Here is a 23,333-nt window from a genome sequence, read left to right as displayed (position 1 = left end):
CATTGAGAATCGAAAGGAAAGTATAGCTGGACAAAAAACACTCAACTGCAAGACGCTTAACAGATCGTAATCAATTTCCATTAAGGGTGATGATGAGACGCCGTGAACCGCCGTGATTGCGATGTTCACACAGATAAATCCCCTGCCAGGTGCCGAGATTTAGTCGCCCGTTACTGATCGGAATATTCAGGCTACAGCCTAAAATACTGCTTTTCAGATGCGCCGGCATATCGTCACTGCCTTCATAATCGTGCTGATACCAAGGCTCATCCTCTTTCACCATCTTATTGAAATGGCTCTCGAAATCTATCCTCACTGTGGGATCGGCGTTTTCGTTAATCGTCAAACCCGCTGAAGTATGCTGGATAAATACGTTACACATGCCGATGGAAAGCTGGCGAATTTCCGGGATCTGCTGAAGGATTTCATCCGTGACCAGATGAAAACCGCGTGCCCGCTGTTTAAGTTTCAGCTCTTTCTGGAACCACATAACGTTCTCCTTTTTGATTCAGATCATTAAAAGTATAAACAAAGAAAGGCGGTTTTTGATTTAACAATACGATCGGTCTATATTTATCCGATGACGATTGAACCGATAAAGCCACGCCGTGGTCGTCCACCCAAAGCTGGACGCGAAAATACTGACACCCGCGAAATGCTGATCCGCAGCGGAACCGCCGTGCTCACCGAACAGGGCTTTGCCGCTGCCGGTATCGACGGCATTCTGCGGCAGGTCGGCGTGCCAAAAGGCTCGTTTTACTACTATTTCGACAGCAAAGAGGCCTTTGGGCTAGCGATTATTGAGAACTATGCCCGCTTTTTTGCCCACAAGCTGGATAAATGCCTGCTCAATGAAACTCTTTCTCCGCTGCAACGCATTCAGGCCTTTGTCGATGATGCAGCGCGCGGCATGGCGAAATATCAGTTTGCCCGTGGCTGTCTGGTGGGCAACCTCGGGCAGGAAGTCGCGAATTTGCCCTTCAACTATCGGCAGCAGTTACTGAGTATTCTGACTGAGTGGGAATCGCGCCTGAGTCACTGTTTGCAGGCCGCCCAGCAGCAAAACGAGCTGGCCGCGTCGGTCGACTGCGATGCTCTCGCCGCCTATTTTTGGAGTGGCTGGGAAGGTGCGGTGATGCGCGCCAAGCTTAACGGCAATGCGCAGCCGCTCACCCAATTCATTCATTTCTTCCTCGCCGGATTGCCTCGCTAGCCGATGATCAGGCCGTACATTACATTTCTTGTTTGGAGTTAAAAATGTTTAAAGCCATCTATATCGAGAAAGCTGACGACCACATCCACACTTCCTTGAAAGAGCTCGACGACAGCCAATTACCCGCCGGTGAAGTACAGGTTGAGGTGCATTACTCGACGCTGAATTACAAAGACGGATTAGCGATCACCAACGGCGGGCCGATAGTGCGCAGCTTTCCGATGGTGCCGGGCATCGATTTTTCGGGCATTGTCACCCAAAGCAGCAATCCCTTGCTAGCCACCGGCGATCGCGTATTGCTTAACGGCTGGGGTTTCGGCGAAAAAGCCTGGGGCGGATTAGCACAAAAGGTCAGCATCGACGCGCGCTATTTAACGCACGTTCCGGCCGCGCTCAGCCTCAAAGAGAGCATGATAATCGGCACCGCAGGTTACACCGCGATGCTGGCGATTATCGCGCTGGAAAAAAATGGCCTGACGCCAGAAAAAGGGCCGGTGCTAGTGACCGGAGCCAACGGCGGCGTAGGCAGTTTTGCTGTCGCCCTGCTCTCACGCCTGGGCTATCAGGTGGCGGCATCTACGGGTCGACCGGATGAGTCTGACTATTTATCTCAACTTGGCGCCAGTGAAATTATCGATCGCCACACGCTGAGCGAAGCCGGAAAACCGCTGCAAAAAGAGCGTTGGGCAGCAGCTATCGATTCGGTAGGCAGTCATACCTTGGCCAACGTCTGTGCCAGCATTAAAGAAAACGGTGTCGTTGCGGCCTGCGGCATGGCGCAAGGGCTGGATTTTCCGGGCAGCGTCGCGCCCTTTATTTTGCGTAACGTCACGCTGGCGGGCATCAACAGCGTCACGCGCTCTGCCGAAGAGCGACAGGTTGCCTGGTCGCGCCTTGCCGAGCTGGTCGACCCTTCATTGCTGGAAAGTATCAGTCAGGAAATTACGCTGGAAGAAACTCTCGAAGCCGCGCAGCGCCTGATGAAAGGTGAAATTCGAGGTCGCGTGGTGGTCAAAATCCAGTAACCGGTCGCGATAGAAAAGCAGAAAACGATATTTATGTAGGAAACAATATTTTTGCTGGAAAATAATAGTTATGTCGTAAAACAATAGTTATGTCGTAAAACAAGAGCGGCGCGATCCTGAGATAGCGCCGCTCTTGTTATTTGGAACCGATTGTTATTTGGAACCGATTGTTAACGCTTTCTGATGAAGAAAACCGGCCCCGCCGTTAACGCTTACTGAACGGCAGCAAACGCCGCGGCAACCTGCTCAACGTTATGATGGTTCAGACCCGCCATGCAAACGCGGCCGCTGGCAATCAGGTAAACGCCAAACTCTTCGCGCAGGCGATCGACCTGTGCTGCGCTAAAACCGGTATAACCAAACATCCCGCGCTGTTGCAGCAGGTAGTCAAAGTTACGGCTCGGCAAGGCTTTCTTCAGGCTGTTAACCAGCGTCTGACGCATTTCGATAATGCGGGTACGCATGATTTCAACTTCGCTCAACCATTGGGCGTTTAACGCAGCGTCTGCCAATACAGTAGAAACGACTTTGGCACCAAAGTTTGGCGGGCTTGAGTAGTTGCGACGCACGGTTGCTTTCAGCTGGCCCAATACGCGACTGGCGGCTTCGCTGTCTTCGCAAACCACTGACAGACCGCCAACGCGCTCGCCGTAAAGAGAGAAGATTTTAGAGAACGAGTTGCTTACCAGCATGTTGACACCGGCAGCGGCCATCGCGCGGATAGCATAGGCGTCTTCTGCCATGCCGTCGCCGAAGCCCTGATAGGCGATGTCCATGAACGGGATCAGCTCACGCTGTTTCACCAGTTCAATGACCTGATCCCATTGGGACTGGGTCAAATCGGAGCCGGTCGGGTTATGGCAGCAAGGGTGCAACAGCACGATGCTTTGCGCTGGCAGCGCTTGCAGCGCGTCGATCATGCCCGCAAAGTTCACGTCCAGTTTTTCGGCATCAAAATAAGGATAGGTGTGCACGTTAAAGCCCGCGCCAGCAAAAATCGCAACGTGGTTATCCCAGGTCGGATTGCTCACCCACACTTCTGAATTCGGGAAATAGTGCTTCAGGAAATCGGCACCGACTTTCAGCGCGCCGGAACCGCCCACGGTTTGAATCGTAGCGATACGCTGCTGCTGCAATGCGGCGTGTTCAGCCCCGAACAGCAAGGTTTGCACGCTGCTGCGATAGGCGGTCAGGCCTTCCATCGGCAGATAAACAGACGCGGTTTGCGGCTGGGCATTTAACAGATTTTCAGCGGCTTCAACGGCGCCCAGCTGTGGAATGATACCTTTGTCGTCATAGTACAGACCGATGCTCAGGTTTACCTTCTGCTCTCTTGGGTCGTTCTTGAAGCTCTCCATCAGTGACAGAATAGGATCACCAGCATAAGCATCAACATGTTGGAACACGGTATTTCTCCTTGAAGTTCTTTTTGGAATAGCTTTATGGAATAGCTTTTTTGAATTGTTGTTCAGACTAACAAAAAACAGTAAAAAATCACGATTAAGTTGCGATGTTGCGAGGCTTATTCCAGAACCCGCCGCTTGTGGTGATTTTTGATTTTATTGTCTGTCATTACACCGTATAACGGCCCGGACGGTGGTTCATCGCAATAATCAGATTCAGAACGAACGCGCCCATAATCGAGGCGATAAGCATTGGAATACTCACGACAAACAACGAGGCCAGCACGATGACAAAATCGACGCCCATTTGCAGCTTGCCCGCGCGGATGCCGTATTTATCCTGCAGATAGAGCGCCAGAATATTCATGCCGCCGAGGCTGGCCTTGTGGCGGAATAACACGATAAAGCCCATGCCCATAATGACGTTGCCGAACAGCACCGCGTAGAAAGGTTCGAGGTGATCAAAATGGATAAACATCGGATGCAGGCTGGTGAAAACGGAAACCAGTGCCACGGCGCTAAAGGTTTTCAGGGTGAAAGCCCAGCCCATGCGACGAACGGCAAGCCAGTAAAACGGCAGATTAATGGTGAAGAACACCGCACCAAACGAAAAGTGGGTCAGATAATGTATCAGGAATGCCAGACCCGCCGTGCTGCCGGTCAGCGCGCCCGACTGGCGCAGCATCATGACGCCAAACGAAACCATTAATGTGCCCATTAAAATAGCGAGCACGTCTTCAAGCCAGGTGTGCGCGATTTGCGGCTGAGTGAGGTTATCGGTGTTATCCATAGAAATGTGGGTCGCCTTAAAATGCCTGTGGTCTTTAAATATGAAACAACGCAGCAGGCGATATTCCTCTGCTACGTCAGCGCTATGTGTGACGGATCGCATAGATAATTAACGACAGGACTTAATAAGGCAATCGATTTCGCGCGAAATGAGCATATAAACGTTAATTTATAGCTAACTCGCGCACCACAAGACGACTAACTGCTTTTTCCATGCATAATCTTTAGGTTTCATGCACCAAGACAGGGAATTTGCACCATCCTGGATCATATTCCCTCACCCTCTTTGGCGCATGATGGTGATGATAAAAGCAGGTTTATTCAATCGATGATGTTAACAGGCCATTTTCTTTAATTCGGTTTAATACCACCGACGTTTTGATGTGCGCCACGCTTTTGTGCACAGAGAGAATATGGCTGATTAACGTGCTGAGGCCCGCAAGGTCGGCAACGGCAACTTTTAGCAGATAATCGGCATCGCCAGTGGTTTTATAAGCATCGATAACGGCATCAACCTGCTCCAGCATCTGATGGAATTCGCTTACATTTTCAGGTAAGTGATTGATGAGCCTGATTTCTATCAGCCCGATCATGCCCAAACCCAATGCCTCTGGCGCAAGGCGAGCGTGATAGCCCAAGATCATCTGCTGCTGCTCGAGACTGATTCTTCTGCGCGAACATTGTGATGCCGAAAGCCCTACAATTTCGCTCAGTTCTTGATTGGTTAAACGCCCGTTGGCCTGCAGTAAGGTCAGGATTTTCAGGTCATAATCGTCAATGCTGTACATGGCTGCTCACCTGCTTATAGATTTTATTGCTAAATACACTACCAGTTTTTTTGGCTCAAACTGTGGCTTTATGCGCTAACGTCTGGTTTTTCAAATGAAAGCGCTTTTTCTGTAGCTTGAAAGAGAAGGTGAATTGCAATAACGATGCCGGATTGGAAAGTCGGAGAAAATCTCGGCTAGTCGCCGAGATAAAGACGGTTCACGCGGGAGGTGAGCGAGGTGATGAGTTCATAGGCGCTGATGCCGGTAGCCACGGCAATGCGTTCGACGGGCAGCTCGGCTCCCCAGAGAATCGCTTCGTCGCCGACGTTATCCGTTGCGTTGGGGCCTAAATCGACGGAAATCATGTCCATTGAGACGCGGCCAACAATCGGCACTTCGCGGCCGTTGATTAAAACGGGCGTGCCGCTTGGCGCACTGCGTGGATAGCCGTCGCCGTAACCCATGGCGATCACGCCAAGTTTGGTGTCGCGCGGGCTGGTCCAAAGGCCGCCATAGCCGACCGGCTCGCCCGCCAAGTGATCGCGCACGGCAATCAGGCTGGAGGAGAGTGTCATCGCCGGACGACAGCCATAGTCGCTGGCTTCGGCACTGCCCATCGGCGAAACGCCGTAAAGGATAATGCCCGGACGGACGACATCCAGATGTGACGCGGGCCACAGCAGCGTGCCACCCGACGCGGCAATGGTTTTTACTCCCGTTTTTCCGTGCGTAAACGCGGCGAAACAGCGTAGCTGCGTTAAGGTGTAATCACTTTCAGGCTCATCGGCGCGGCTAAAATGACTCATCATATTCACCGGCTGAATGACATTTCGACAAACAGAAAGGCGCTGATAAAACGCCTCGGCCTCGTGAGGCGCGACGCCCAACCGATGCATCCCGCTGTCGAGTTTCATCCACACTTTTAGCGGCGTCGCTAACACGGCGGCTTCAAGCGCCTCGAGCTGTTCGACGCAATGTACCGCCGTTTCAATGCCGTGCTTAACCAGCAGCGGCAAATCTTCGGCAGAGAAAAAGCCTTCCAGCAGCAAAATCGGCTTGTGAATACCGCCTGCACGCAGCGCCAGCGCTTCGCCAAGTCGCGCCACGCCGTAATAATCGGCATCTTGCAAACTGTGCGCCGCCTCAAGCAGCCCGTGTCCATAAGCATTGGCTTTCACCACCGCGACCACGCGACTTTGAGGCGCAACATGCCGAATGCGTTGCAGATTATGACGCAGAGCGCCGCGATCGATCACCGCCGTTGCCGCCTTCATGCTTTGTCCTTTTAGATAATTTAAGTTGACCGTTTTGCTTATTTTAAGGGTCGTCAAAGTTATTAGACTTTAAGGATCTCTTTGTCACGGGGCGTCGGCGGCGCAGCCAGATTGGACGCGGCCAGCGCGGAGGAACCGCAGCGTACATAAAGTACGTGAGGATTCCGAGCACTGCCCGAGTTCAAGCTGGCAAGCAAGCTAGCCCAGCCAAAGTTGCCCTAAACTTAATCTTCGTCGTATTGAGGGCCACCATAGTTATCAAACCGCGACCATTGGCCGTTAAACGTCAGGCGAACGGTGCCGATCGGGCCGTTACGCTGCTTACCCAGGATAATCTGCGCAATGCCCTTTTCTTCGCTGTTATCGTGATAAACCTCGTCACGATAGATAAACATGATCAAGTCGGCATCCTGCTCGATGGAACCCGATTCACGCAAGTCGGAGTTAACCGGGCGTTTGTCGGCGCGCTGCTCAAGGCTTCGGTTCAGCTGGGAAAGCGCCACCACCGGCACTTGCAGCTCTTTAGCCAGCGCTTTCAGCGAGCGGGAAATCTCGGCGATTTCGAGCGTACGGTTGTCGGAAAGCGACGGCACGCGCATCAGCTGGAGGTAGTCGATCATGATCATGCTCAGTCCGCCGTGCTCGCGGAAGATACGACGCGCGCGCGAACGCACCTCGGTCGGCGTCAGGCCTGAAGAGTCATCGATGTACATGTTACGTTTTTCGAGCAGAATACCCATGGTGCTCGAGATACGCGCCCAGTCTTCGTCGTCAAGCTGGCCGGTACGAATTCGGGTCTGGTCGACGCGCGACAGCGACGCCAGCATACGCATCATCAGCTGATCGCCGGGCATCTCGAGGCTGAAAATCAGCACCGGTTTTTCCTGCATCATCGCGGCGTTTTCACACAGGTTCATCGCGAAAGTAGTTTTACCCATCGATGGACGCGCCGCGACAATAATCAGGTCGGATTTTTGCAAACCGGCAGTTTTCTTGTCGAGATCGCTGTAGCCGGTCGACACGCCGGTAACGCCGTCGTGCGGACGCTGGAACAGCTCTTCGATACGCGCGACGGTGCTTTCGAGAATACGATCGACGCTTTTCGGGCCTTCGTCTTTGTTGGCGCGGCTCTCTGCAATCTGGAAGACGCGGGATTCGGCCAGGTCGAGCAGATCTTCGCTGCTGCGGCCCTGCGGGTCATAACCGGCATCGGCGATTTCATTGGCAACGGAAATCATCTCGCGAACCACGGCACGCTCGCGCACGATGTCGGCGTAAGCGCCGATGTTGGCGGCGCTCGGGGTATTTTTGGAAAGTTCGGCCAAATAAGCGAAGCCGCCGACCGAATCCAAATCGCCTTTTTGCTCAAGCGATTCGGAAAGCGTAATCAGGTCGATAGGCTTGCTCATTTCCAGCAAACGCTGCATTTCGGTGAAAATCAGTCGATGCGGACGGCTGAAAAAGTCATTGCTTACAACACGTTCTGCGACATTGTCCCAGCGTTCGTTATCCAGCATTAATCCACCCAGCACGGACTGCTCGGCCTCGATAGAGTGTGGCGGAAGCTTGAGCCCTTCCATCTGACGATCGCGGGGTTCATGCGTTTTGTTATTTGGTTTGTTGTTTCCGGCCATTGATAAATGCTTTCCTACTCTGAATAACGGGCGTGGCGACGTCTGCCTGAGGGTCAGGACGAACGTGAATAACGCCTCAGTATACCGAATTATAATTCCTAATGATGACTCATTTCCAAACGGTATTAGCCGCAGCACATGGCGACTAGATCACCCAGATTAATTAGCGTAGGGTGAAATTCATCCCTAAATGCGAGGAAAAATAATGGCTAAGCGAATTCAATTTAGCGCCACCGGCGGTCCTGAAGTTTTAGAGTACGTTGATTTTGAAGCTAAAGATCCTGCAGCGGATGAAGTGCAGGTCGAGAATCGGGCAATAGGCATTAACTACATCGATACTTACGTGCGCAGCGGTCTTTACGCTCCCGCCTCTCTACCCTCGGGCCTTGGCACCGAAGCCTCGGGCGTGGTCAGCAAAGTTGGCGCTAACGTTAGCCATATAAAAGTCGGCGATCGCGTGGTGTACGCGCAGTCTCCGTTGGGCTCGTACAGCGAAATTCATAACGTGCCCGCTTTCAAGGTGGCCGTGTTGCCGGAAGGCATTAGTTTCGAGCAGGCCGCCGCCTCGTTTCTGAAAGGGCTGACGGTAGAATATTTGTTCCGTCAAACTCACAAAGTAAAATCCGGCGATACCATTCTGTTTCAAGCTGCGGCAGGCGGCGTTGGATTGATTGCCTGTCAGTGGGCCAAAGCGCTGGGCGTGAAGCTGATTGGAACCGTGGGTTCTGAAGAAAAAGCCAAGCTGGCGAAAGAAGCCGGTGCCTGGGAAACCATTAACTATCAAACCGAAGATATTGCCGCACGCGTGGCAGAGCTGACGCACGGCGAAAAGGTGTCGGTAGTCTATGATTCGGTAGGGAAAAGTACTTGGCTAGCCTCGCTCGACAGCTTGAAACGTCACGGGCTGCTGGTGAGTTTCGGAAATGCATCGGGTCCTGTGACCGGCGTAGATTTGGGTATTCTGGGCCAAAAAGGTTCGCTGTTTGTCACCCGCCCTTCCCTGAACAATTACGTTACCAATCAGGAAGAGCTGGCGGCGGCCAGTCAGGAACTGTTCTCGCTAATCGCCAGCGGCGCTATCAAAGTTGACGTGAAAGAGTCGCAGAAATTCCCGCTTTCAGAAGCGCGACGAGCCCATGAAACGTTGGAAAGTCGTGCCACCTCCGGTTCAAGCCTGTTGATTCCGGGCAAATAACCGCTGCAATCTGTACAAGTAAAAACTGCAATCTGTAAAAGCAAAGAGGGCCCCGATAAAGGAGCCCTCTTATGCTGTTCTGTTCTCAATCATATCGAGGTAGAACGGTACCGCCTGTAGGTTACTGCAAGGTAAATCCGGGGACGATGTTGCTTAAGCAACTATTGTAGAGTCTCACCGGATTGGATGAATTAGGTTCGACAAGCGCGCACGGCGAATGACGAGAAATTCATCCTAGCAGTCACCTTTGTTAAAAAATATGATTAATTTGCTTTAAAAGCATTTAAAAACTCAACCTGTGATCGAGCCCACATAAGTAAAAGCTATGACAGCTTGCTTACAAGCCAATGCGTAAAAAGCCTCAAGGTAATAGCGCCATTTAACAGCTGCTTATATTTCAATCGGTCAGCGAATTGTCGTTACGGCAGACGCCTGTTTTTATAACGCGAAGATTTATAACGCTGTTTTTCCGGCTGTTTATAGGCGCGGTAAATCCACACCACGGCGATCGCCAGAAGCAACCACGGCAACATTTTAATAACAACCGTAAATAACCCGCCGACCATCATCAGCGCGAAACCAACGACCATCGCGGCGATCATGCCGATTAAAGAGATGCCGGTCATCAGCAGCATAAAGAAAAAGCCAAGCACGAACAGTATTTCAGCCATCACATCACTCCTGTAGCAGGTGCGCGTCAACATCAAAACGTTTTAATAAAGCCACGCATTAAAAACAATTACTACAGGAGATATATCAAGAAGCGTGCCAGTTAATCACATATATAACCCATTGAAATATAAGCAATAAAAAACCCGCCATGAGGACGGGTTTAAAGTGATACTGCTTTTGTTAGTCAGACAGACTAACAGTTAGTTAATTTTTAGCGTGTGCTGCGTGTCACTGGCCGCCATTTGCGGTCGGGTCACCATCGCCAAAGCTTGCTCTACCACGTCAATACCTGCGCCCGGTTTATGAGCGTTTTCACTCAAATGACGACGCCACTGACGCGCACCCGGGATCCCCTGGAAAATACCCAAAATGTGACGGGTAATGTGACCCAGATAAGTGCCTTTCGACAGCTCCGCTTCGATGTAAGGGTAAAGCGAGCGGATCACGTCTGGCCCGGTCAGCGCAGGCGCGTCACTGCCAAACAGTTGACGGTCGACATCCAGCAAAATCGACGGATTCTGATAGGCTTCGCGGCCCATCATCACGCCATCCATGTGCTGCAAATGCTGCGCAGCTTCGTCCAGCGTTTTGATGCCGCCGTTAATTGCCATCGTCAGATGCGGGAAATCGCGTTTGAGTTGATACACGCGCGGATAGTCCAACGGCGGCACTTCGCGGTTCTCTTTAGGACTCAACCCCGACAGCCAAGCTTTTCTGGCGTGGATAATAAAGGTGTCGCACTCGCCGTGACCCGAAACTTGTTGAACGAAGTCACAGAGGAATTCGTAGCTGTCGAGCTCGTCGATGCCGATACGGGTTTTGACAGTGACCGGAATCGACACCACGTCGCGCATTGCCTTGACGCAGTCTGCGACCAGCGAAGCCTGCGCCATCAGGCAGGCGCCAAACATGCCGTTTTGTACGCGGTCTGATGGACAGCCCACGTTTAAATTGATTTCATCATAGCCGCGCGCTTCGGCGAGTTTGGCGCAGGTGGCCAAATCTTGCGGATTGCTGCCGCCAAGCTGAAGTGCCACCGGATGCTCTTCCTGACCAAACTCGAGATAATCGCCCTTACCGTGAATAATCGCGCCGGTAGTCACCATTTCGGTGTACAGCAGCGCCTCGCGGCTCATCTGGCGATGGAAATGACGGCAATGACGATCGGTCCAGTCCAGCATCGGCGCAATGGAAAAACGCTGGGTGCTAAACTCGGATTTGACAGTATTAGGTTTATTTTCGAGCATTTTATCTATTTAGGATCTATTTGGCTAAGTAAGGCGTTCCCGGCACAAGATATTGCCTGCAAAATTACAAGGCGTGGGCACGAGAATTGGCTGAAGTATGGCCTATTGTATCATATTCGCGCTCAAGGGTGCTGGCCTCTAAAGCCGAAGGAATCTGCATATAAATAAGGAATGATTCCACCTAATCATTTCCTGCGCTGGCTTCCATAATAAAGACGTAACACCTGTCACTGGTTAATTTTTTACATCCTCTCTATTTCGCCATGCCGCTTAATGAGCCGCGACGAAGAGAATATCCCATGAAAGATCCTGATGAATATATTCTTACCCGCTACACCGACTGCGACTACTTTACGGCCGGAAAATTTTATCCCGTGTGGGCAAAGTTTGGTTTCGTATGCCGCATTATTGACGATGACGGAGTTCCCAAACTGGTGGTCGCGCCCGGGCGTGGCGTCTGCGCGCATTTGGGCACTGAAGGCGAATGGCTGAAAGTCAGATAGCCCCTCTCACGCAGCAAAGGCAACACATGACAGCATTCGAAGAGTATATGAATGAAATAGTTTCCGATAACGCAGAGGCGGTTATTCGTCGACGTCAACAGTATGCGATCCCTCGCATTCGAAACGCCAAGATAGACTTTGAGGCGGGATATAAATCCGGATACGAAAAGGGGTTATCGACAGCAATAAAGGCCGCTAAACAGCGCGACAAGCCAGCAGCCAAATAGCAGGATTAATTATTGACGATTAAATTCAGGGTTAAAAAGGATACTGCGGCGTACCCCTCGGAGAATAGCCGGAAGCATGGTAAAATCGGCATTCTATTTATGCAGAGACGTCGCGATGAACTCAACCACTACGGAAAATATCCTCATTCAAGCTGAGCGCCTTTGCCAGCAACGTAGCGTTCGGCTTACCCCGCAGCGGCTTGAAGTGTTGCGTCTGATGACGGAACAACCCGGTGCCATCAGCGCCTATGACCTGCTCGACCTGCTACGTAAAACCGAGCCGCAGGCTAAACCGCCTACCGTTTATCGCGCACTCGACTTCCTGCTCGAACAGGGTTTTATCCATCGCGTCGAGTCGGCCAATAGCTATGTTGTCTGCCATCATTTTGAAGAACCGAGCCACACTTCGGCGCTGTATATCTGCGATCGCTGCGGTTTAGTCACTGAAAAAACCACCGACGGTATTGAAGAGCGCCTCGGCAAGCTGGCGAAAGAGTCAGGCTTTGTGCTGCGCCATTCCGTGGTCGAAGCTCACGGCCTGTGTGCCGACTGCTCGGTCGTTGAAGCCTGCGAAAGTCACGACCATTGCGAGCACGATCACAGCATCGCGGTTAAAAAACGCTAAGTTTCGCCTATTCAAAAATCTCGACACCTGCGCGTAATGCCATCTACGAGTCACACAAATGTACTAAGCTTTCAGTCACGATGAGACGGGGAGCTTTTATATGGAAAACGCACTTAACGGCAGTTGTCACTGCGGCGCAGTAAAATTCAGCGTCAAACTTACCGACGGCTTTAAGACCGCCAGACGCTGCGATTGCTCTTATTGCAGAATGCGCGGCGCGGTAGTGGTTTCAGCAGAATTGGCAGACATAGAAATTTTGCAGGGCGAAGATAAACTTACCGAATATCGCTTCAATACCATGACGGCAAGACACTACTTTTGCTCGATTTGTGGCATTTACACGCACCACCAGCGTCGCTCTACTCCCACGCAATACGGCGTAAATGTCGCCTGCCTTGAAAATATCTCACCTTTTGACTTTACTGATATTCCTGTCATGAACGGTGTTTCGCACCCACAAGATGGGCCAGCGGGATCGAAATCTCTAGAAAGAGGTCATTTGCTGTTTGTGCCGACAAAAGAGTAAAAGTGTTGATAGAGAAGTTGATGGCGAAGTTGATGAAGAAATTGAAAAAAAGTTGAAGCGGGGAAAATGGCCTAAGAAGGGTAAAAAACGGGTAGGTACATCCTTGTACCCTGCATCCTGAAAAGCACCTTGGGTAGGAGCAGCTTTTAAATTTCAGGATGCAGCTTTTGAGAAACTAACGACTACCACTCTTTACTCGACTACCAGTGGTACTTGTTGTCCGTTTCCCAAGATTTGAGTTCTTTCTCGGCTTCGTCTTTCTGGTATCCATAACGTTCCTGGATTTTACCGACCAGCTGGTCGCGCTTACCCTCTACGACAGTCAGATCGTCGTCGGTTAGCTTGCCCCATTTTTCTTTAACTTTGCCTTTAAATTGTTTCCAGTTACCGTCTGCTTGATCCTTATTCATCGTAAACTCTCCTGTATTAGCTCTGGTTATGTGGCACTTGTTTAATGCCTTTCAACAGTACTAATTGTAGTAGAGAGTTTCGGAAATGCAGGGATATTGAGTCAATCTGCTTATAACTCGGAATAATCCAAAGCATTTAAAACCAGCTATCGCGACGCCAATATTGTCGCCAGACCCAGCCCAACGCCAAACCCCGCAGTGAAAGAAAGACGGCAACCGCAAGCCACAGCGCGTGATTGTGAAGCACGGGTAATGTCAGTAAGGAAATCGCATAACCCGCCGCCGCAACCGCCATGCTGTTACGCATCTCTTTGCCGCGAGTGGCGCCTATAAACATGCCGTCGAGCAGATAACACCACACGCCGACCAGCGGTAACACGATTTGCCAGCCAAGATAGCGATCGGCGAGAGTTCTTAACTCGGGCAGCGAGGTCAGCAGGTTGACGATTTGCTCACCCGCTACGGCATAAACGATGGCAAAACCTACCGCAACCAACCCTGCCTGACGACAGGCCGCATGCCAGACTTTGAGCAGCTGGCTTTTATCCTTCGCGCCAAACGCCTGGCCGGAATGCGCCTCGACCGCGTAAGCAAAGCCGTCCAGCGCAAACGCCGTGAAGGTCAGCAAATTCATTAATACGGCATTTACCGCCACAGTTTGGCTACCTAAACGCGCACCGATCACCGTTAGCGACGCAAAGCACAGCTGGATGAGCAGCGAACGCAGCATGATGTCGCGGTTTAGAGCAAAGAGTTTACGCAGATTGCCGCGCCACGCCTGTTTCAACATCAGCCAGGTGATGCCGCGCCTTCTCATAACAATCGAAACCAGCCACAGGCCGAGCACCAGCGTGGCATATTCTGAACAGACCGTCGCGACCGCAGCGCCTTTCACATTCCAGCCAAGATCAACGACCAGCCACAAATCTAGAATCACGTTAAGCATGTTTCCGGCGATCAGCATAATGACCGGCGCACGCACATATTGAATGCCCAGCAACCAGCCCAGAATCACCAGATTCGCCAAAGAGGCCGGCGCGCTATACCAGCGAATAGACAAGAAAATCTGCGCCTGTTGCAACACGGCCTGACTGCCGCCCACAATCTGTAAAGCGAGCGAAATCAAAGGGTGGCGAAACAGGAAGATCAGCGCCCCGGCAATCAGCGCCAATAAAAAAGGCTGCACGAAAGCGCGGGCTAGCCGAACATTATCTTGTGCGCCGAGCGCCTGCGCGGTTAAACCTGTGGTACTCATGCGCAGGAAAAGCAGCAGCATAAACAGGAAGCTGGTTACCATGGCACCCACCGCGACGCCGCCGAGATAGTCGGGGCTGTCGAGATGGCCGATGACGGCAGTATCGACCAGTCCTAATAGCGGCACGGTAATATTGGAGAAAATCATCGGGAGAGCCAGCAACCACAGCGCTTTGTCGGTCGGGCTTAGAAAGGTGCTTTTTATTTTATGAAGTAGGGGCATGTTATTTTCTAAATCAAGGACAGGCTAGAAAATGCAGACATGAAAGGCGGCGCTCAATAAATGGGTGTCGATCCCAACTTAAGCAGCAACGCTTTTAAAGTAAAGCCAGACTTAACACGCAATGACTTAACACGTCATCATTTAACGCGTAATGACGTAACGCGTAATCCTTAACGTGTGACAAGGATGCAGCATGACGACATAGAAGAGCCGTCACGCTCGATTGCAGCTAATAAAAACTAGGACCAGTCGCCGTTACGAATTACGCCTACGGCCAAGCCTTCAATGCTGAAGCTCTGCTCGCGCAGGTCGACAACGATTGGCTCGAAGTCACTGTTTTCAGGCAGCAGCTGAATAATATTGCCCTGCTTTTTGAGACGTTTTACTGTCACTTCGTCGTCGATACGCGCAACCACAACCTGACCATTACGGGCATCCTGGGTTTTGTGGACAGCCAGCAGATCGCCGTCGAGAATACCGATATCACGCATCGACATGCCGCTGACGCGCAGCAGGAAGTCGGCGTTAGGTTTGAACATTGCAGGATCGACCTGATAATGCGCTTCGATGTGCTGAGTCGCGAGCAAAGGCTCACCGGCAGCAACACGGCCAATTAGCGGCAAACCGTCTTCTTCTTCCATTAACAGGCGAATACCGCGTGACGCACCGGAAACAATCTCGATGACGTTCTTGCGCGCCAGAGCTTTCAAATGCTCTTCTGCCGCGTTGGGAGAACGGAACCCGAGTCGGGTAGCAATTTCTGCACGCGTTGGCGGCATACCGGTGGTGGCGATATGATCGCGAATAAGGTCATAGACCTCTTGTTGTCTAGCTGTAAGTGCTTTCATGTCGCCCCCTGTTTGTTTATACAGTCTAGCTGTGAGTATATACAGGTAAAGCTGGAATGAAAACCAGAGAGTACACAAAAAACAAACATTAAGCGGCTTTTAAATATTCAATATTCTTTTGCCGTCACTTTCGCCAACTTTTGCCGTAACTCTAGCGCCAGTGCGGCACGAGGATCGTTAACCAGGTAAAAAGTGCAAATAAAATGGCGATCAGCACGGCGGCGGAGCCCATGTCTTTCGCCCTGCCCGAAAGGGTGTGAAATTCTGGCCCGATTCGGTCAATGGCGGCTTCTATGGCGCTGTTCAATAATTCAACCACCAGCACCAAAATCAGTGATCCGATCATTAAAATACGCTCGATGCTGCTCACATCAAGGTAAAATGCCAGTAAGATGGCGGGAATGACGACCACGGCTTCCTGTCGAAAGGCGGCTTCGTGCTTCCAGGCCGAGGTTAATCCTTTTAAAGAATATCCGGCAGCCTTGTAAATTCGGGTGAGTCCGGTGACCTGATTTGTCATTATATTTTGCGTCTTAAAGTGATTTTCAGGCATTTTAGCCTGAATCGGTTGTCCTATCACCACAGATCTCATACCGGCTTTCTGGTATCCTTGCCGCGAATTGCTAACAAGAGGCTTCACATTTTTTATGTCAGGATGGCGTAGACTTTATTATACCTTACTGAATTTACCGCTAAAAATGCTGGTAAGCAGCAAGGTCATTCCTACAGATCCGGTGACGGAAATGCGTTTGGACCCAACGCGCCCGATTCTGTATGTTTTGCCTTATAACTCCAAGGCCGACCTTCTGACGCTGCGGGCCCAGTGCCTGGCGCAGAATCTGCCCGACCCTCTCATTCCGCTGGAAATCGACGGCGTGCAGCTGCCGAGCCACGTTTTCATCGGTGAAGGGCCGCGCGTCTTCCCTTATTACCAGCATCAGCAGGAATCGGTAAAGCTGTTCCACGATTATCTCGATCTGCATCGCAATAATCCAAATCTCGACATTCAGATGCTGCCGGTGTCTGTTATGTTTGGCCGTGCTCCGGGTCGTGAAGGTCAAGACACGCCACATTTGCGCGTGCTGAACGGCGTCCAGAAGTTCTTCGCGGTGCTCTGGCTGGGGCGCGACAGCTTTGTGCGTTTCTCCAACACCGTTTCTCTGCGCGATATGGCGACCCAGCACGGCACGGATAAAACCATCGCCCACAAGCTTGCTCGCGTCGCGCGGATGCACTTCTCGCGTCAACGTCACGCCGCTGTCGGGCCTCGTCTGCCGGTGCGTCAAGACCTGTTCAACAAGCTACTGGCCTCGAAAGCCATTGAAAAAGCGGTTGAAGATGAAGCGCGAACCAAAAAGATCTCTTACGACAAGGCGCAGCAGAACGCGATAGCGCTGATGGAAGAAATTGCCGCCGACTTCAACTATGAAGCCGTGCGCCTCTCCGACCGCGTGCTGAGCTGGACCTGGAACCGTCTTTATAAAGGTATCAACGTTAACAACGCCGAGCGCGTGCGTCAGTTAGCGCAGGACGGTCAGGAAATCGTTTATGTGCCCTGCCATCGCAGCCACATGGACTACCTGCTGCTTTCCTACGTGCTCTATCATCAGGGTCTGGTTCCTCCGCACATCGCGGCGGGTATCAACCTGAATTTCTGGCCGGCGGGCCCGATTTTCCGTCGTCTGGGCGCGTTCTTTATTCGTCGTACCTTTAAAGGCAATAAACTTTACTCCACGGTATTCCGCGAATATCTGGGCGAACTGTTTAGCCGGGGTTACTCGGTAGAATACTTTGTTGAAGGTGGACGTTCACGCACGGGTCGCCTGCTCGAACCGAAAACCGGCACGCTGTCGATGACCATTCAGGCCATGCTGCGCGGCGGTTCGCGTCCGATTACTCTTGTGCCGATTTATATCGGTTACGAGCATGTAATGGAGGTCGGTACCTACGCCAAAGAGCTGCGCGGTGCGACCAAAGAGAAAGAGAGTTTCATGCAGATGATCAACGGCTTGCGTAAATTGCGCAATCTGGGTCAGGGCTACGTCAACTTTGGCGAGCCGCTGCATTTAACGCCGTACCTAAACCAGAACGTGCCGCAGTGGCGCGACTCTATCGACCCTATCGAAGCCCATCGTCCGAGCTGGTTGACGCCAACCGTGCAGGACATTGCGGACAAGATTATGGTGCGCATCAATAACTCGGCTGCGGCCAACGCGATGAATCTCTGCTCGACGGCGCTGCTGGCTTCGCGCCAACGTTCTTTGACCCGCGAACAGCTGATTGAACAGCTCGACTGCTACCTGCAACTACTGCGCAACGTGCCTTACAATCAGGATTCCACCGTGCCGGAACACACCGCCGACGCGCTGCTGGATCACGCCCTGAACATGAACAAGTTCCAGGTCGAGAAGGACAATATTGGCGATATCATCATTCTGCCGCGCGAGCAGGCGGTGCTGATGACCTATTATCGCAACAATATTCATCACCTGCTGGTGATGCCTTCACTGATTGCCAGCATCGTGCTGCATCACGGTGAAGTTAGTAAAACCGAGCTGCTGCGTCAGGTCGAGCTGATTTATCCGATGATGAAAGCCGAACTGTTTATGCACTACGATAAGGCGCAGCTGCCTGAATTGTTAGAGGTATTAAGCAGCGAACTGGCACGTCAGGAGCTGATTCTGATTACCGGCGATCGTCTGTCGCTGAATCCGCTGCGCAACCGTCCGTTGCAACTGCTGGCGGCGGGCGTGCGTGAAACCCTGCAACGCTACGCGATTACGCTCTCCTTACTGAGCAATAATCCGAGCATAAGTCGCGGCGCGCTCGAGAAAGAGAGCCGGATCATGGCGCAGCGTCTTTCGGTGCTGCACGGGATTAATGCGCCGGAGTTCTTCGACAAGGCGGTATTCACCACGCTGGTCGGCACGCTGCGTAACGAAGGCTACATCAACGATATTGGTGATGCGATTCCGGAGCACACGCGCGAGATTTACACCATTCTCAGCGACCTGATCACGCCCGACATTCGCTTGACCATCGAAAGCGCCGGCATGCCTTCTGAGTTGCCTGCTGCGACTGAACCGCCAGACGAACCGAAGATCGACGTGCGAGATACCGACCACTAAACTTTTTCGTTTCGCGTGAATTGCGCGTTGAAAGCCAATAAAAAACCCCGCCAGTCTTGCGATTAGCGGGGTTTTCCTTTTCTGCTTTCTAAACTTATTAACTAGATATACAAAGGCTTAGCGCATATAAAAGCTCAGAAAGATGCCGATGAACATCACCATGCCGACATAGTTATTATTGCGAAACGCCTGGAAGCAGAGATCGCGCTGGCGTTTGGCAGTGATTTTTTGTTGATGAACAAACAGGCAGGCGGCCAGCAGCAGCGACCAGTAAAACGGCGCGCCCAGCTGATTTAAATGGCCGATAATCATCATCAGCGCCAGCGTCGCCAGCTGTAACAGGCCAATAATCAGGTTGTCGTAGCGTCCAAACAGAATCGCGGTCGACTTGACGCCAATCTTCAGGTCGTCGTCTCTATCCACCATGGCGTACTGCGTGTCATAGGCGACCGTCCAGCACAGATTGGCGATAAACAGCAGCCAGCAACTCAGCGGCAAGGTTTCACCCACCGCCATGTAAGCCATCGGAATTGCCCAGCCAAACGCCGCGCCCAGCACCACCTGCGGCAGATGACTCACCCGTTTCATAAACGGATAAACCCACGCCAGCCCCAGCGCGACAAACGACAGCAGAATCGTTTTACCGTTCAGCATCAGCGCCAGCAGGAAAGAGGCCAGCACCAGGCCGCCGAACAGCATTTTTGCCTGTTTGCTGGTGATAGCACCACTCGGCAGCGGTCGTCCGGCGGTGCGTTTTACGTGGCCGTCGACCTTTCTGTCGGCGTAATCATTGATGACACAACCCGCCGCGCGCATGAAAAACACGCCCAGCACGAAGATAATCAGAATTTTTATAGGCGGCATTCCGCCGCTAACCAGCCACAGCGCCCACAGCGTCGGCCACATTAGCAGCAGCGACCCAATCGGCTTGTCAATTCGCATCAGGCGACAATAATCGCGCCATTGTCCCCGTGTTTTGGTCCCTATCAACGTGGTGTTCTCCTTGAGGCATAAAATAATCAGTCAAGTTTGACGGTTTTGCTACGCTGGTTTTTCCGTACAAAAATAGACCGGCGAGGCGGGCAGGAATATTTCGGTCAGCAGCAGCGGCTTGTCCGACAGCCGTAGCCGCGAGCGGCGCGCCCAGTGTTTAGCCTGTTGGCCCAGATGAATATAGTCACGGCTAAGTTGATTACCGCTAAACAAATAGCGTCCGAGCGGCAGGGTGCCGAGGTCCACCAGCGCCTGATCGGGGCCGGTCAACGTTTCGAGTGGAATCACCGTGCGCCCCAGCAGCCAGGGTTCTTCATCGCCAAACAGCACGATTTCACGCAGCCAATAACGTTCACTTTCAGGCAGTTGTGCCGCTTCTCCGTCGCTCAGCTCGGCGCGTGCAATAAAACATTCGCGCTGCGGCGTGACGCTGACTTTGGTGCAGTGCTGCTCGAAACGACGGGTCATCGAGCCCATCTCCAGCAGCCAGTCTACGACCCCGGGCGGAACATCGGCGGTAAATTCGAACCAGTGAATAGCATTGGGAAAAGGCACATAAGACTCAGACATTAACACTCCGAGCAGGTAGTGATCGCTACCAAAAAAGGGATTCAGGCGGGCATTCTAGCGCAGAAACTCCCGGCGGTAATCCCGCCGGGGTCATCATTTATTCGCGTTTCAGGCGTTCGCCATTGGCGAGGAACAGCGTCACTACCAGCACCAGAATGGCGGCAGTGTAGAGCAGCGTGTCGATCGGGCTTTTATGATCGACAATGATAAAGCGAATAATCGCCGTGATGCCGATGTAAATAAAATAGCGCAGCGGGAAGTGATAACCCGAGGCAAAATACTTAACAATCAAGGCGATAAACTCGAAGTACAGGAAGTAAATGACGATGCCTTCAATCAGCATATAAGACGAAGATTCATCGTTATTAACGAACAGCACCAAGGCAAGGTGATAAGTTTCCCGGCCTAAAAACAGCATTAAAATTGCTGCCAACCCTAAAAGAAAAACGTTTAATAAACGCTGCATAACGACGGCGATCGCGGTCGCCCTCTTTGATCCTGCCATGTGATCCAGATCCCACTTATTGTTGAATGTCAGCAGAATACCACAGCGTTTGCGTGGCGAAAGCGGGTTGTGAGGCCAGCCGTACGTTTGCTTATTATTTGCCCAGCACGGATACTCAACGTTGGCGGCTCGGTTTGCAAAAAACCCTTTGCACGCCCTCTTCCGTAAGGATCCTGATGATAAATCGACGAGAGCTGCTTTCAGGGCTGGCAGGCGGCGTGGTGTCGGCCGGATTGTTAACGGCGGCGGCGGCGAATCCAACCAGCATGGTCAGCGTCAATAATGTCTCGGCTTTGAGAAAGCGCGCTGCGCCGCCAGACAGGCTTTGCGCCGTGGTTCTCGGCTACCATTTTGCGGGCGACGGCGGCGGCAAGCTGATGTACTGGGACGCCGTAAACGAACAGCCCGCCAACGACGGCACGATAATTTCGGCGCAGGGCATTATCAAAGGCCGCTGGCTGCAACTGCACAACGGCGTAATGGATTTCCGCCAGTTTGGCATTTTCAATGGCGACAATGCTGCCGACGACGCGCTGGACGCGATGATCAATGACCCACTGATTCATCGAATTGAAGCGCACACGTCGCTTAACTTTTCCGTGCGCCACCTCTTTACCCGTTCCGATATTATCCTCGATTTTGGCGGCCATACGATTACTACCTCGGGCCTTACGCCGCTCGAAAACAGGAAAGAGAACTATCTGTCGGCTATTTTCTCCTTTCGCGGTGAGGTAGAAAAAAGCGTAACCACCCGCGCCCTGCGCCAACCGCTGCCGTTACTCAATGAAATTTACCCTGTCGATGACAGTAGCCAGTTTCCGGTCGGGCAGTGGTACTGTCTTGAATCCGCCAAGCTGGCCGGTCGCTGGCAGCGAAAAATCCAGCGGCTGGTGCAAATAACGGCGCACATTGACGCCAGCCACGTGCGTTTAAATTATCGAAACGGCTGGCAGCTGGAAACGGGAGAAACCTTAACGTGGCGCAAAGTGACGCCGATAAAAAATGTCTCGATTCAAAATATGCAGTTTATCGGCCAGGGCCAGCTGGCTGACGTCAGTTCGCAGCCGATCACCTTCGAATACGCGATTTACTGCGACGTTTACCGAATTCATGCGCAAGGCACTTTCTGGTCGGTGATTTTTCGCCGTTGGAACACGTTCTTTCGCACCGAGCAGTGTTCGCTGAGCAATCCGCCTTCGGTTTCATGGGGCGGCGCGGGTTATCTGACGCAGCAAATTTACTGTCAGTATGGAAATATTGTCGATTGCACGACCTCTAATGCGCGTCATCTCAATGACTTAACCGCCAGCTCTTCCTGCGTGGTGCAAAATTGTCACAGCGACGGTGACAGCACCGGCGCTTTTGTCACCCACGGCCAATACGAGCACGATTTACAGTTTATTGGCAATTCCGGCATCATCACGCTCGCCAATTCGGGCATTGAATGGGGGCAGTCCGCCGCCAGAATCGCTATCAGTCAGCACGTCTGTTCCGTCCTGATCGCCAATACCTTTATCAGCGACTTAACTCTCACCGACGTGCAGATTTATCGCAACGATACCCACGGCGGATTAGGCATATTGCGCCTGCACTGTGACGGCCTGACGGTCAGAAACTGTAGCGTAAACGGCGAGTTAACGCTGGTTCAGCATCAGCAGCTTAGCCAGAAAATGACTTTGCTGGATAACTGCGCGTTTACGCTCGATGCTCGCCACGACTCCACCATCAGCGATCTCGAACGCGACGATCCTTACATTGGTTCTCATCCTTCCCCTACGCTGCGCAACTCGTTGCAGGGCGCATCACGAGTCTATTTTTCGCACTGCCATTTTGAGGGCGTCCACGCCGAAACGTCGCTGCTGCTGAATAATCAGGAAACGCATTTTTCAGCCTGCCAAATCAATAATTTGGCGTTGATTATGGCGGGCGAAATAGCGCAAAAGCTGGTGATTAATGGCGAAACGACGATAAACGCCGATCCTTCATCGCTGGCGCGAATATCGAGGCGCGGCGAGGGTCCAGTGAGTTGGCTTTTGGGGCCGCTGCACAGCGAATTATCTCACGCTGACGGGCTGCATCTCGAGATTGAAGGCGGCATTAATTACTATCAGGCGCGGTACGCGACCTTTGTTCAGGGTCAGCGCCGATTCGCAGCAAACGCATTTTCTGCGCCGGGCTATTTTATTGAGCAGGATAATTTGTTGCTAAATATCGAGTCGGCAATGCCGATGGAAGCGGGGGCAAATATTATTATAAACAACATGCGGTTTTGATAAACCAAACAATTCTATAAATAAAA

24 protein-coding genes are annotated in these 23,333 nt (G+C 52.1%); 9 read left to right on the top strand and 15 right to left on the bottom strand.

The window, feature by feature from the left end; translation table 11 throughout:
* Positions 1 to 70: 70 nt before the first annotated feature.
* Complete coding sequence (locus tag SC206_RS04310) at positions 71 to 490, bottom strand: secondary thiamine-phosphate synthase enzyme YjbQ (protein WP_332734523.1); 420 nt, start codon at positions 488 to 490, stop codon at positions 71 to 73.
* 90 nt (positions 491 to 580) lie between these two features.
* Between SC206_RS04310 and acuR the strand changes: the two genes are divergently transcribed.
* Together acuR and acuI are read left to right on the top strand one after the other, a co-directional pair.
* Positions 581 to 1,213 (top strand): acrylate utilization transcriptional regulator AcuR, encoded by a 633-nt coding sequence (gene acuR, locus SC206_RS04305; protein WP_332734521.1) that lies wholly within the window; start codon positions 581 to 583, stop codon positions 1,211 to 1,213.
* Between the two features lie 44 nt (positions 1,214 to 1,257).
* The gene (acuI, locus tag SC206_RS04300; RefSeq protein ID WP_332734519.1) at positions 1,258 to 2,238 is read left to right on the top strand and encodes an acrylyl-CoA reductase (NADPH); all 981 of its coding nucleotides are present in this window, start codon (positions 1,258 to 1,260) and stop codon (positions 2,236 to 2,238) included.
* A 212-nt stretch (positions 2,239 to 2,450) separates the two neighbouring features.
* Here the strand turns inward: acuI and SC206_RS04295 are convergent, their stop codons facing one another.
* The 5 genes from SC206_RS04295 to dnaB all read right to left on the bottom strand — a co-directional run bounded on the left by SC206_RS04295 (position 2,451) and on the right by dnaB (position 8,108).
* Positions 2,451 to 3,644: an amino acid aminotransferase gene (locus tag SC206_RS04295; RefSeq protein WP_332734517.1), complete on the bottom strand. Its 1,194-nt coding sequence runs from the start codon at positions 3,642 to 3,644 to the stop codon at positions 2,451 to 2,453.
* 166 nt (positions 3,645 to 3,810) lie between these two features.
* Positions 3,811 to 4,431 carry a YitT family protein gene (locus SC206_RS04290; protein WP_332734515.1) on the bottom strand — a complete coding sequence of 207 codons (621 nt, stop codon included), beginning with the start codon at positions 4,429 to 4,431 and terminating at the stop codon, positions 3,811 to 3,813.
* A gap of 316 nt (positions 4,432 to 4,747) precedes the next feature.
* Complete coding sequence (locus SC206_RS04285) at positions 4,748 to 5,218, bottom strand: Lrp/AsnC family transcriptional regulator (protein ID WP_332734513.1); 471 nt, start codon at positions 5,216 to 5,218, stop codon at positions 4,748 to 4,750.
* Between the two features lie 176 nt (positions 5,219 to 5,394).
* Positions 5,395 to 6,474 carry an alanine racemase gene (gene alr / locus SC206_RS04280; RefSeq protein ID WP_332734511.1) on the bottom strand — a complete coding sequence of 360 codons (1,080 nt, stop codon included), beginning with the start codon at positions 6,472 to 6,474 and terminating at the stop codon, positions 5,395 to 5,397.
* 224 nt (positions 6,475 to 6,698) lie between these two features.
* Positions 6,699 to 8,108 (bottom strand): replicative DNA helicase, encoded by a 1,410-nt coding sequence (dnaB, locus tag SC206_RS04275; protein ID WP_332734508.1) that lies wholly within the window; start codon positions 8,106 to 8,108, stop codon positions 6,699 to 6,701.
* Positions 8,109 to 8,313: 205 nt separating this feature from the next.
* Between dnaB and SC206_RS04270 the strand changes: the two genes are divergently transcribed.
* Complete coding sequence (locus SC206_RS04270; protein WP_332734506.1) at positions 8,314 to 9,303, top strand: quinone oxidoreductase; 990 nt, start codon at positions 8,314 to 8,316, stop codon at positions 9,301 to 9,303.
* 419 nt (positions 9,304 to 9,722) lie between these two features.
* On the opposite strand, the gene pspG is transcribed toward SC206_RS04270, so the two are convergent.
* Complete coding sequence (pspG, locus tag SC206_RS04265) at positions 9,723 to 9,974, bottom strand: envelope stress response protein PspG (protein WP_332734505.1); 252 nt, start codon at positions 9,972 to 9,974, stop codon at positions 9,723 to 9,725.
* Positions 9,975 to 10,175: 201 nt separating this feature from the next.
* Complete coding sequence (gene dusA, locus SC206_RS04260; protein ID WP_332734503.1) at positions 10,176 to 11,222, bottom strand: tRNA dihydrouridine(20/20a) synthase DusA; 1,047 nt, start codon at positions 11,220 to 11,222, stop codon at positions 10,176 to 10,178.
* A gap of 299 nt (positions 11,223 to 11,521) precedes the next feature.
* On the opposite strand from dusA, the gene SC206_RS04255 reads away from it, so the two are divergent.
* The 4 genes from SC206_RS04255 to SC206_RS04240 all read left to right on the top strand — a co-directional run bounded on the left by SC206_RS04255 (position 11,522) and on the right by SC206_RS04240 (position 13,103).
* On the top strand, positions 11,522 to 11,725 hold the full coding sequence (locus tag SC206_RS04255; RefSeq protein ID WP_332734501.1) for a hypothetical protein: 204 nt from the start codon (positions 11,522 to 11,524) through the stop codon (positions 11,723 to 11,725).
* Positions 11,726 to 11,751: 26 nt separating this feature from the next.
* Complete coding sequence (locus SC206_RS04250) at positions 11,752 to 11,952, top strand: hypothetical protein (protein ID WP_332734499.1); 201 nt, start codon at positions 11,752 to 11,754, stop codon at positions 11,950 to 11,952.
* A gap of 115 nt (positions 11,953 to 12,067) precedes the next feature.
* Complete coding sequence (gene zur, locus SC206_RS04245; protein WP_332734497.1) at positions 12,068 to 12,577, top strand: zinc uptake transcriptional repressor Zur; 510 nt, start codon at positions 12,068 to 12,070, stop codon at positions 12,575 to 12,577.
* Between the two features lie 100 nt (positions 12,578 to 12,677).
* Positions 12,678 to 13,103 carry a GFA family protein gene (locus tag SC206_RS04240; RefSeq protein ID WP_332734495.1) on the top strand — a complete coding sequence of 142 codons (426 nt, stop codon included), beginning with the start codon at positions 12,678 to 12,680 and terminating at the stop codon, positions 13,101 to 13,103.
* Between the two features lie 200 nt (positions 13,104 to 13,303).
* On the opposite strand, the gene SC206_RS04235 is transcribed toward SC206_RS04240, so the two are convergent.
* The 4 genes from SC206_RS04235 to SC206_RS04220 form a co-directional block, all read right to left on the bottom strand.
* Positions 13,304 to 13,513, bottom strand: a complete 210-nt coding sequence (locus SC206_RS04235) for a CsbD family protein (protein WP_045048264.1) — start codon at positions 13,511 to 13,513, stop codon at positions 13,304 to 13,306.
* 136 nt (positions 13,514 to 13,649) lie between these two features.
* Complete coding sequence (dinF, locus tag SC206_RS04230) at positions 13,650 to 14,990, bottom strand: MATE family efflux transporter DinF (RefSeq protein WP_332734491.1); 1,341 nt, start codon at positions 14,988 to 14,990, stop codon at positions 13,650 to 13,652.
* 239 nt (positions 14,991 to 15,229) lie between these two features.
* Positions 15,230 to 15,838: a transcriptional repressor LexA gene (gene lexA / locus SC206_RS04225; RefSeq protein ID WP_332734489.1), complete on the bottom strand. Its 609-nt coding sequence runs from the start codon at positions 15,836 to 15,838 to the stop codon at positions 15,230 to 15,232.
* Positions 15,839 to 15,989: 151 nt separating this feature from the next.
* Complete coding sequence (locus tag SC206_RS04220; protein ID WP_332734487.1) at positions 15,990 to 16,358, bottom strand: diacylglycerol kinase; 369 nt, start codon at positions 16,356 to 16,358, stop codon at positions 15,990 to 15,992.
* A 127-nt stretch (positions 16,359 to 16,485) separates the two neighbouring features.
* Between SC206_RS04220 and plsB the strand changes: the two genes are divergently transcribed.
* Complete coding sequence (gene plsB / locus SC206_RS04215; protein WP_332734485.1) at positions 16,486 to 18,966, top strand: glycerol-3-phosphate 1-O-acyltransferase PlsB; 2,481 nt, start codon at positions 16,486 to 16,488, stop codon at positions 18,964 to 18,966.
* Between the two features lie 117 nt (positions 18,967 to 19,083).
* Here the strand turns inward: plsB and ubiA are convergent, their stop codons facing one another.
* The 3 genes from ubiA to psiE form a co-directional block, all read right to left on the bottom strand.
* Entirely contained in the window at positions 19,084 to 19,956 is an 873-nt protein-coding gene (gene ubiA, locus SC206_RS04210; protein ID WP_332734483.1) for a 4-hydroxybenzoate octaprenyltransferase, read from the bottom strand.
* A gap of 51 nt (positions 19,957 to 20,007) precedes the next feature.
* On the bottom strand, positions 20,008 to 20,529 hold the full coding sequence (gene ubiC / locus SC206_RS04205; RefSeq protein WP_332734481.1) for a chorismate lyase: 522 nt from the start codon (positions 20,527 to 20,529) through the stop codon (positions 20,008 to 20,010).
* Between the two features lie 97 nt (positions 20,530 to 20,626).
* A complete protein-coding gene (psiE, locus tag SC206_RS04200) occupies positions 20,627 to 21,034 on the bottom strand; it encodes a phosphate-starvation-inducible protein PsiE (RefSeq protein WP_332734479.1) in 408 nt (135 codons plus the stop codon).
* Positions 21,035 to 21,210: 176 nt separating this feature from the next.
* Between psiE and SC206_RS04195 the strand changes: the two genes are divergently transcribed.
* Positions 21,211 to 23,307 (top strand): hypothetical protein, encoded by a 2,097-nt coding sequence (locus tag SC206_RS04195; protein WP_332734477.1) that lies wholly within the window; start codon positions 21,211 to 21,213, stop codon positions 23,305 to 23,307.
* Positions 23,308 to 23,333: the final 26 nt, after the last annotated feature.

The organism is Rouxiella sp. T17 (assembly GCF_036663475.1).
Lineage (GTDB): Bacteria > Pseudomonadota > Gammaproteobacteria > Enterobacterales > Enterobacteriaceae > Rouxiella.
The sequence above is the reverse complement of the archived record's forward strand: the minus strand, read 5'-3'. Positions and strand labels throughout refer to the sequence as shown.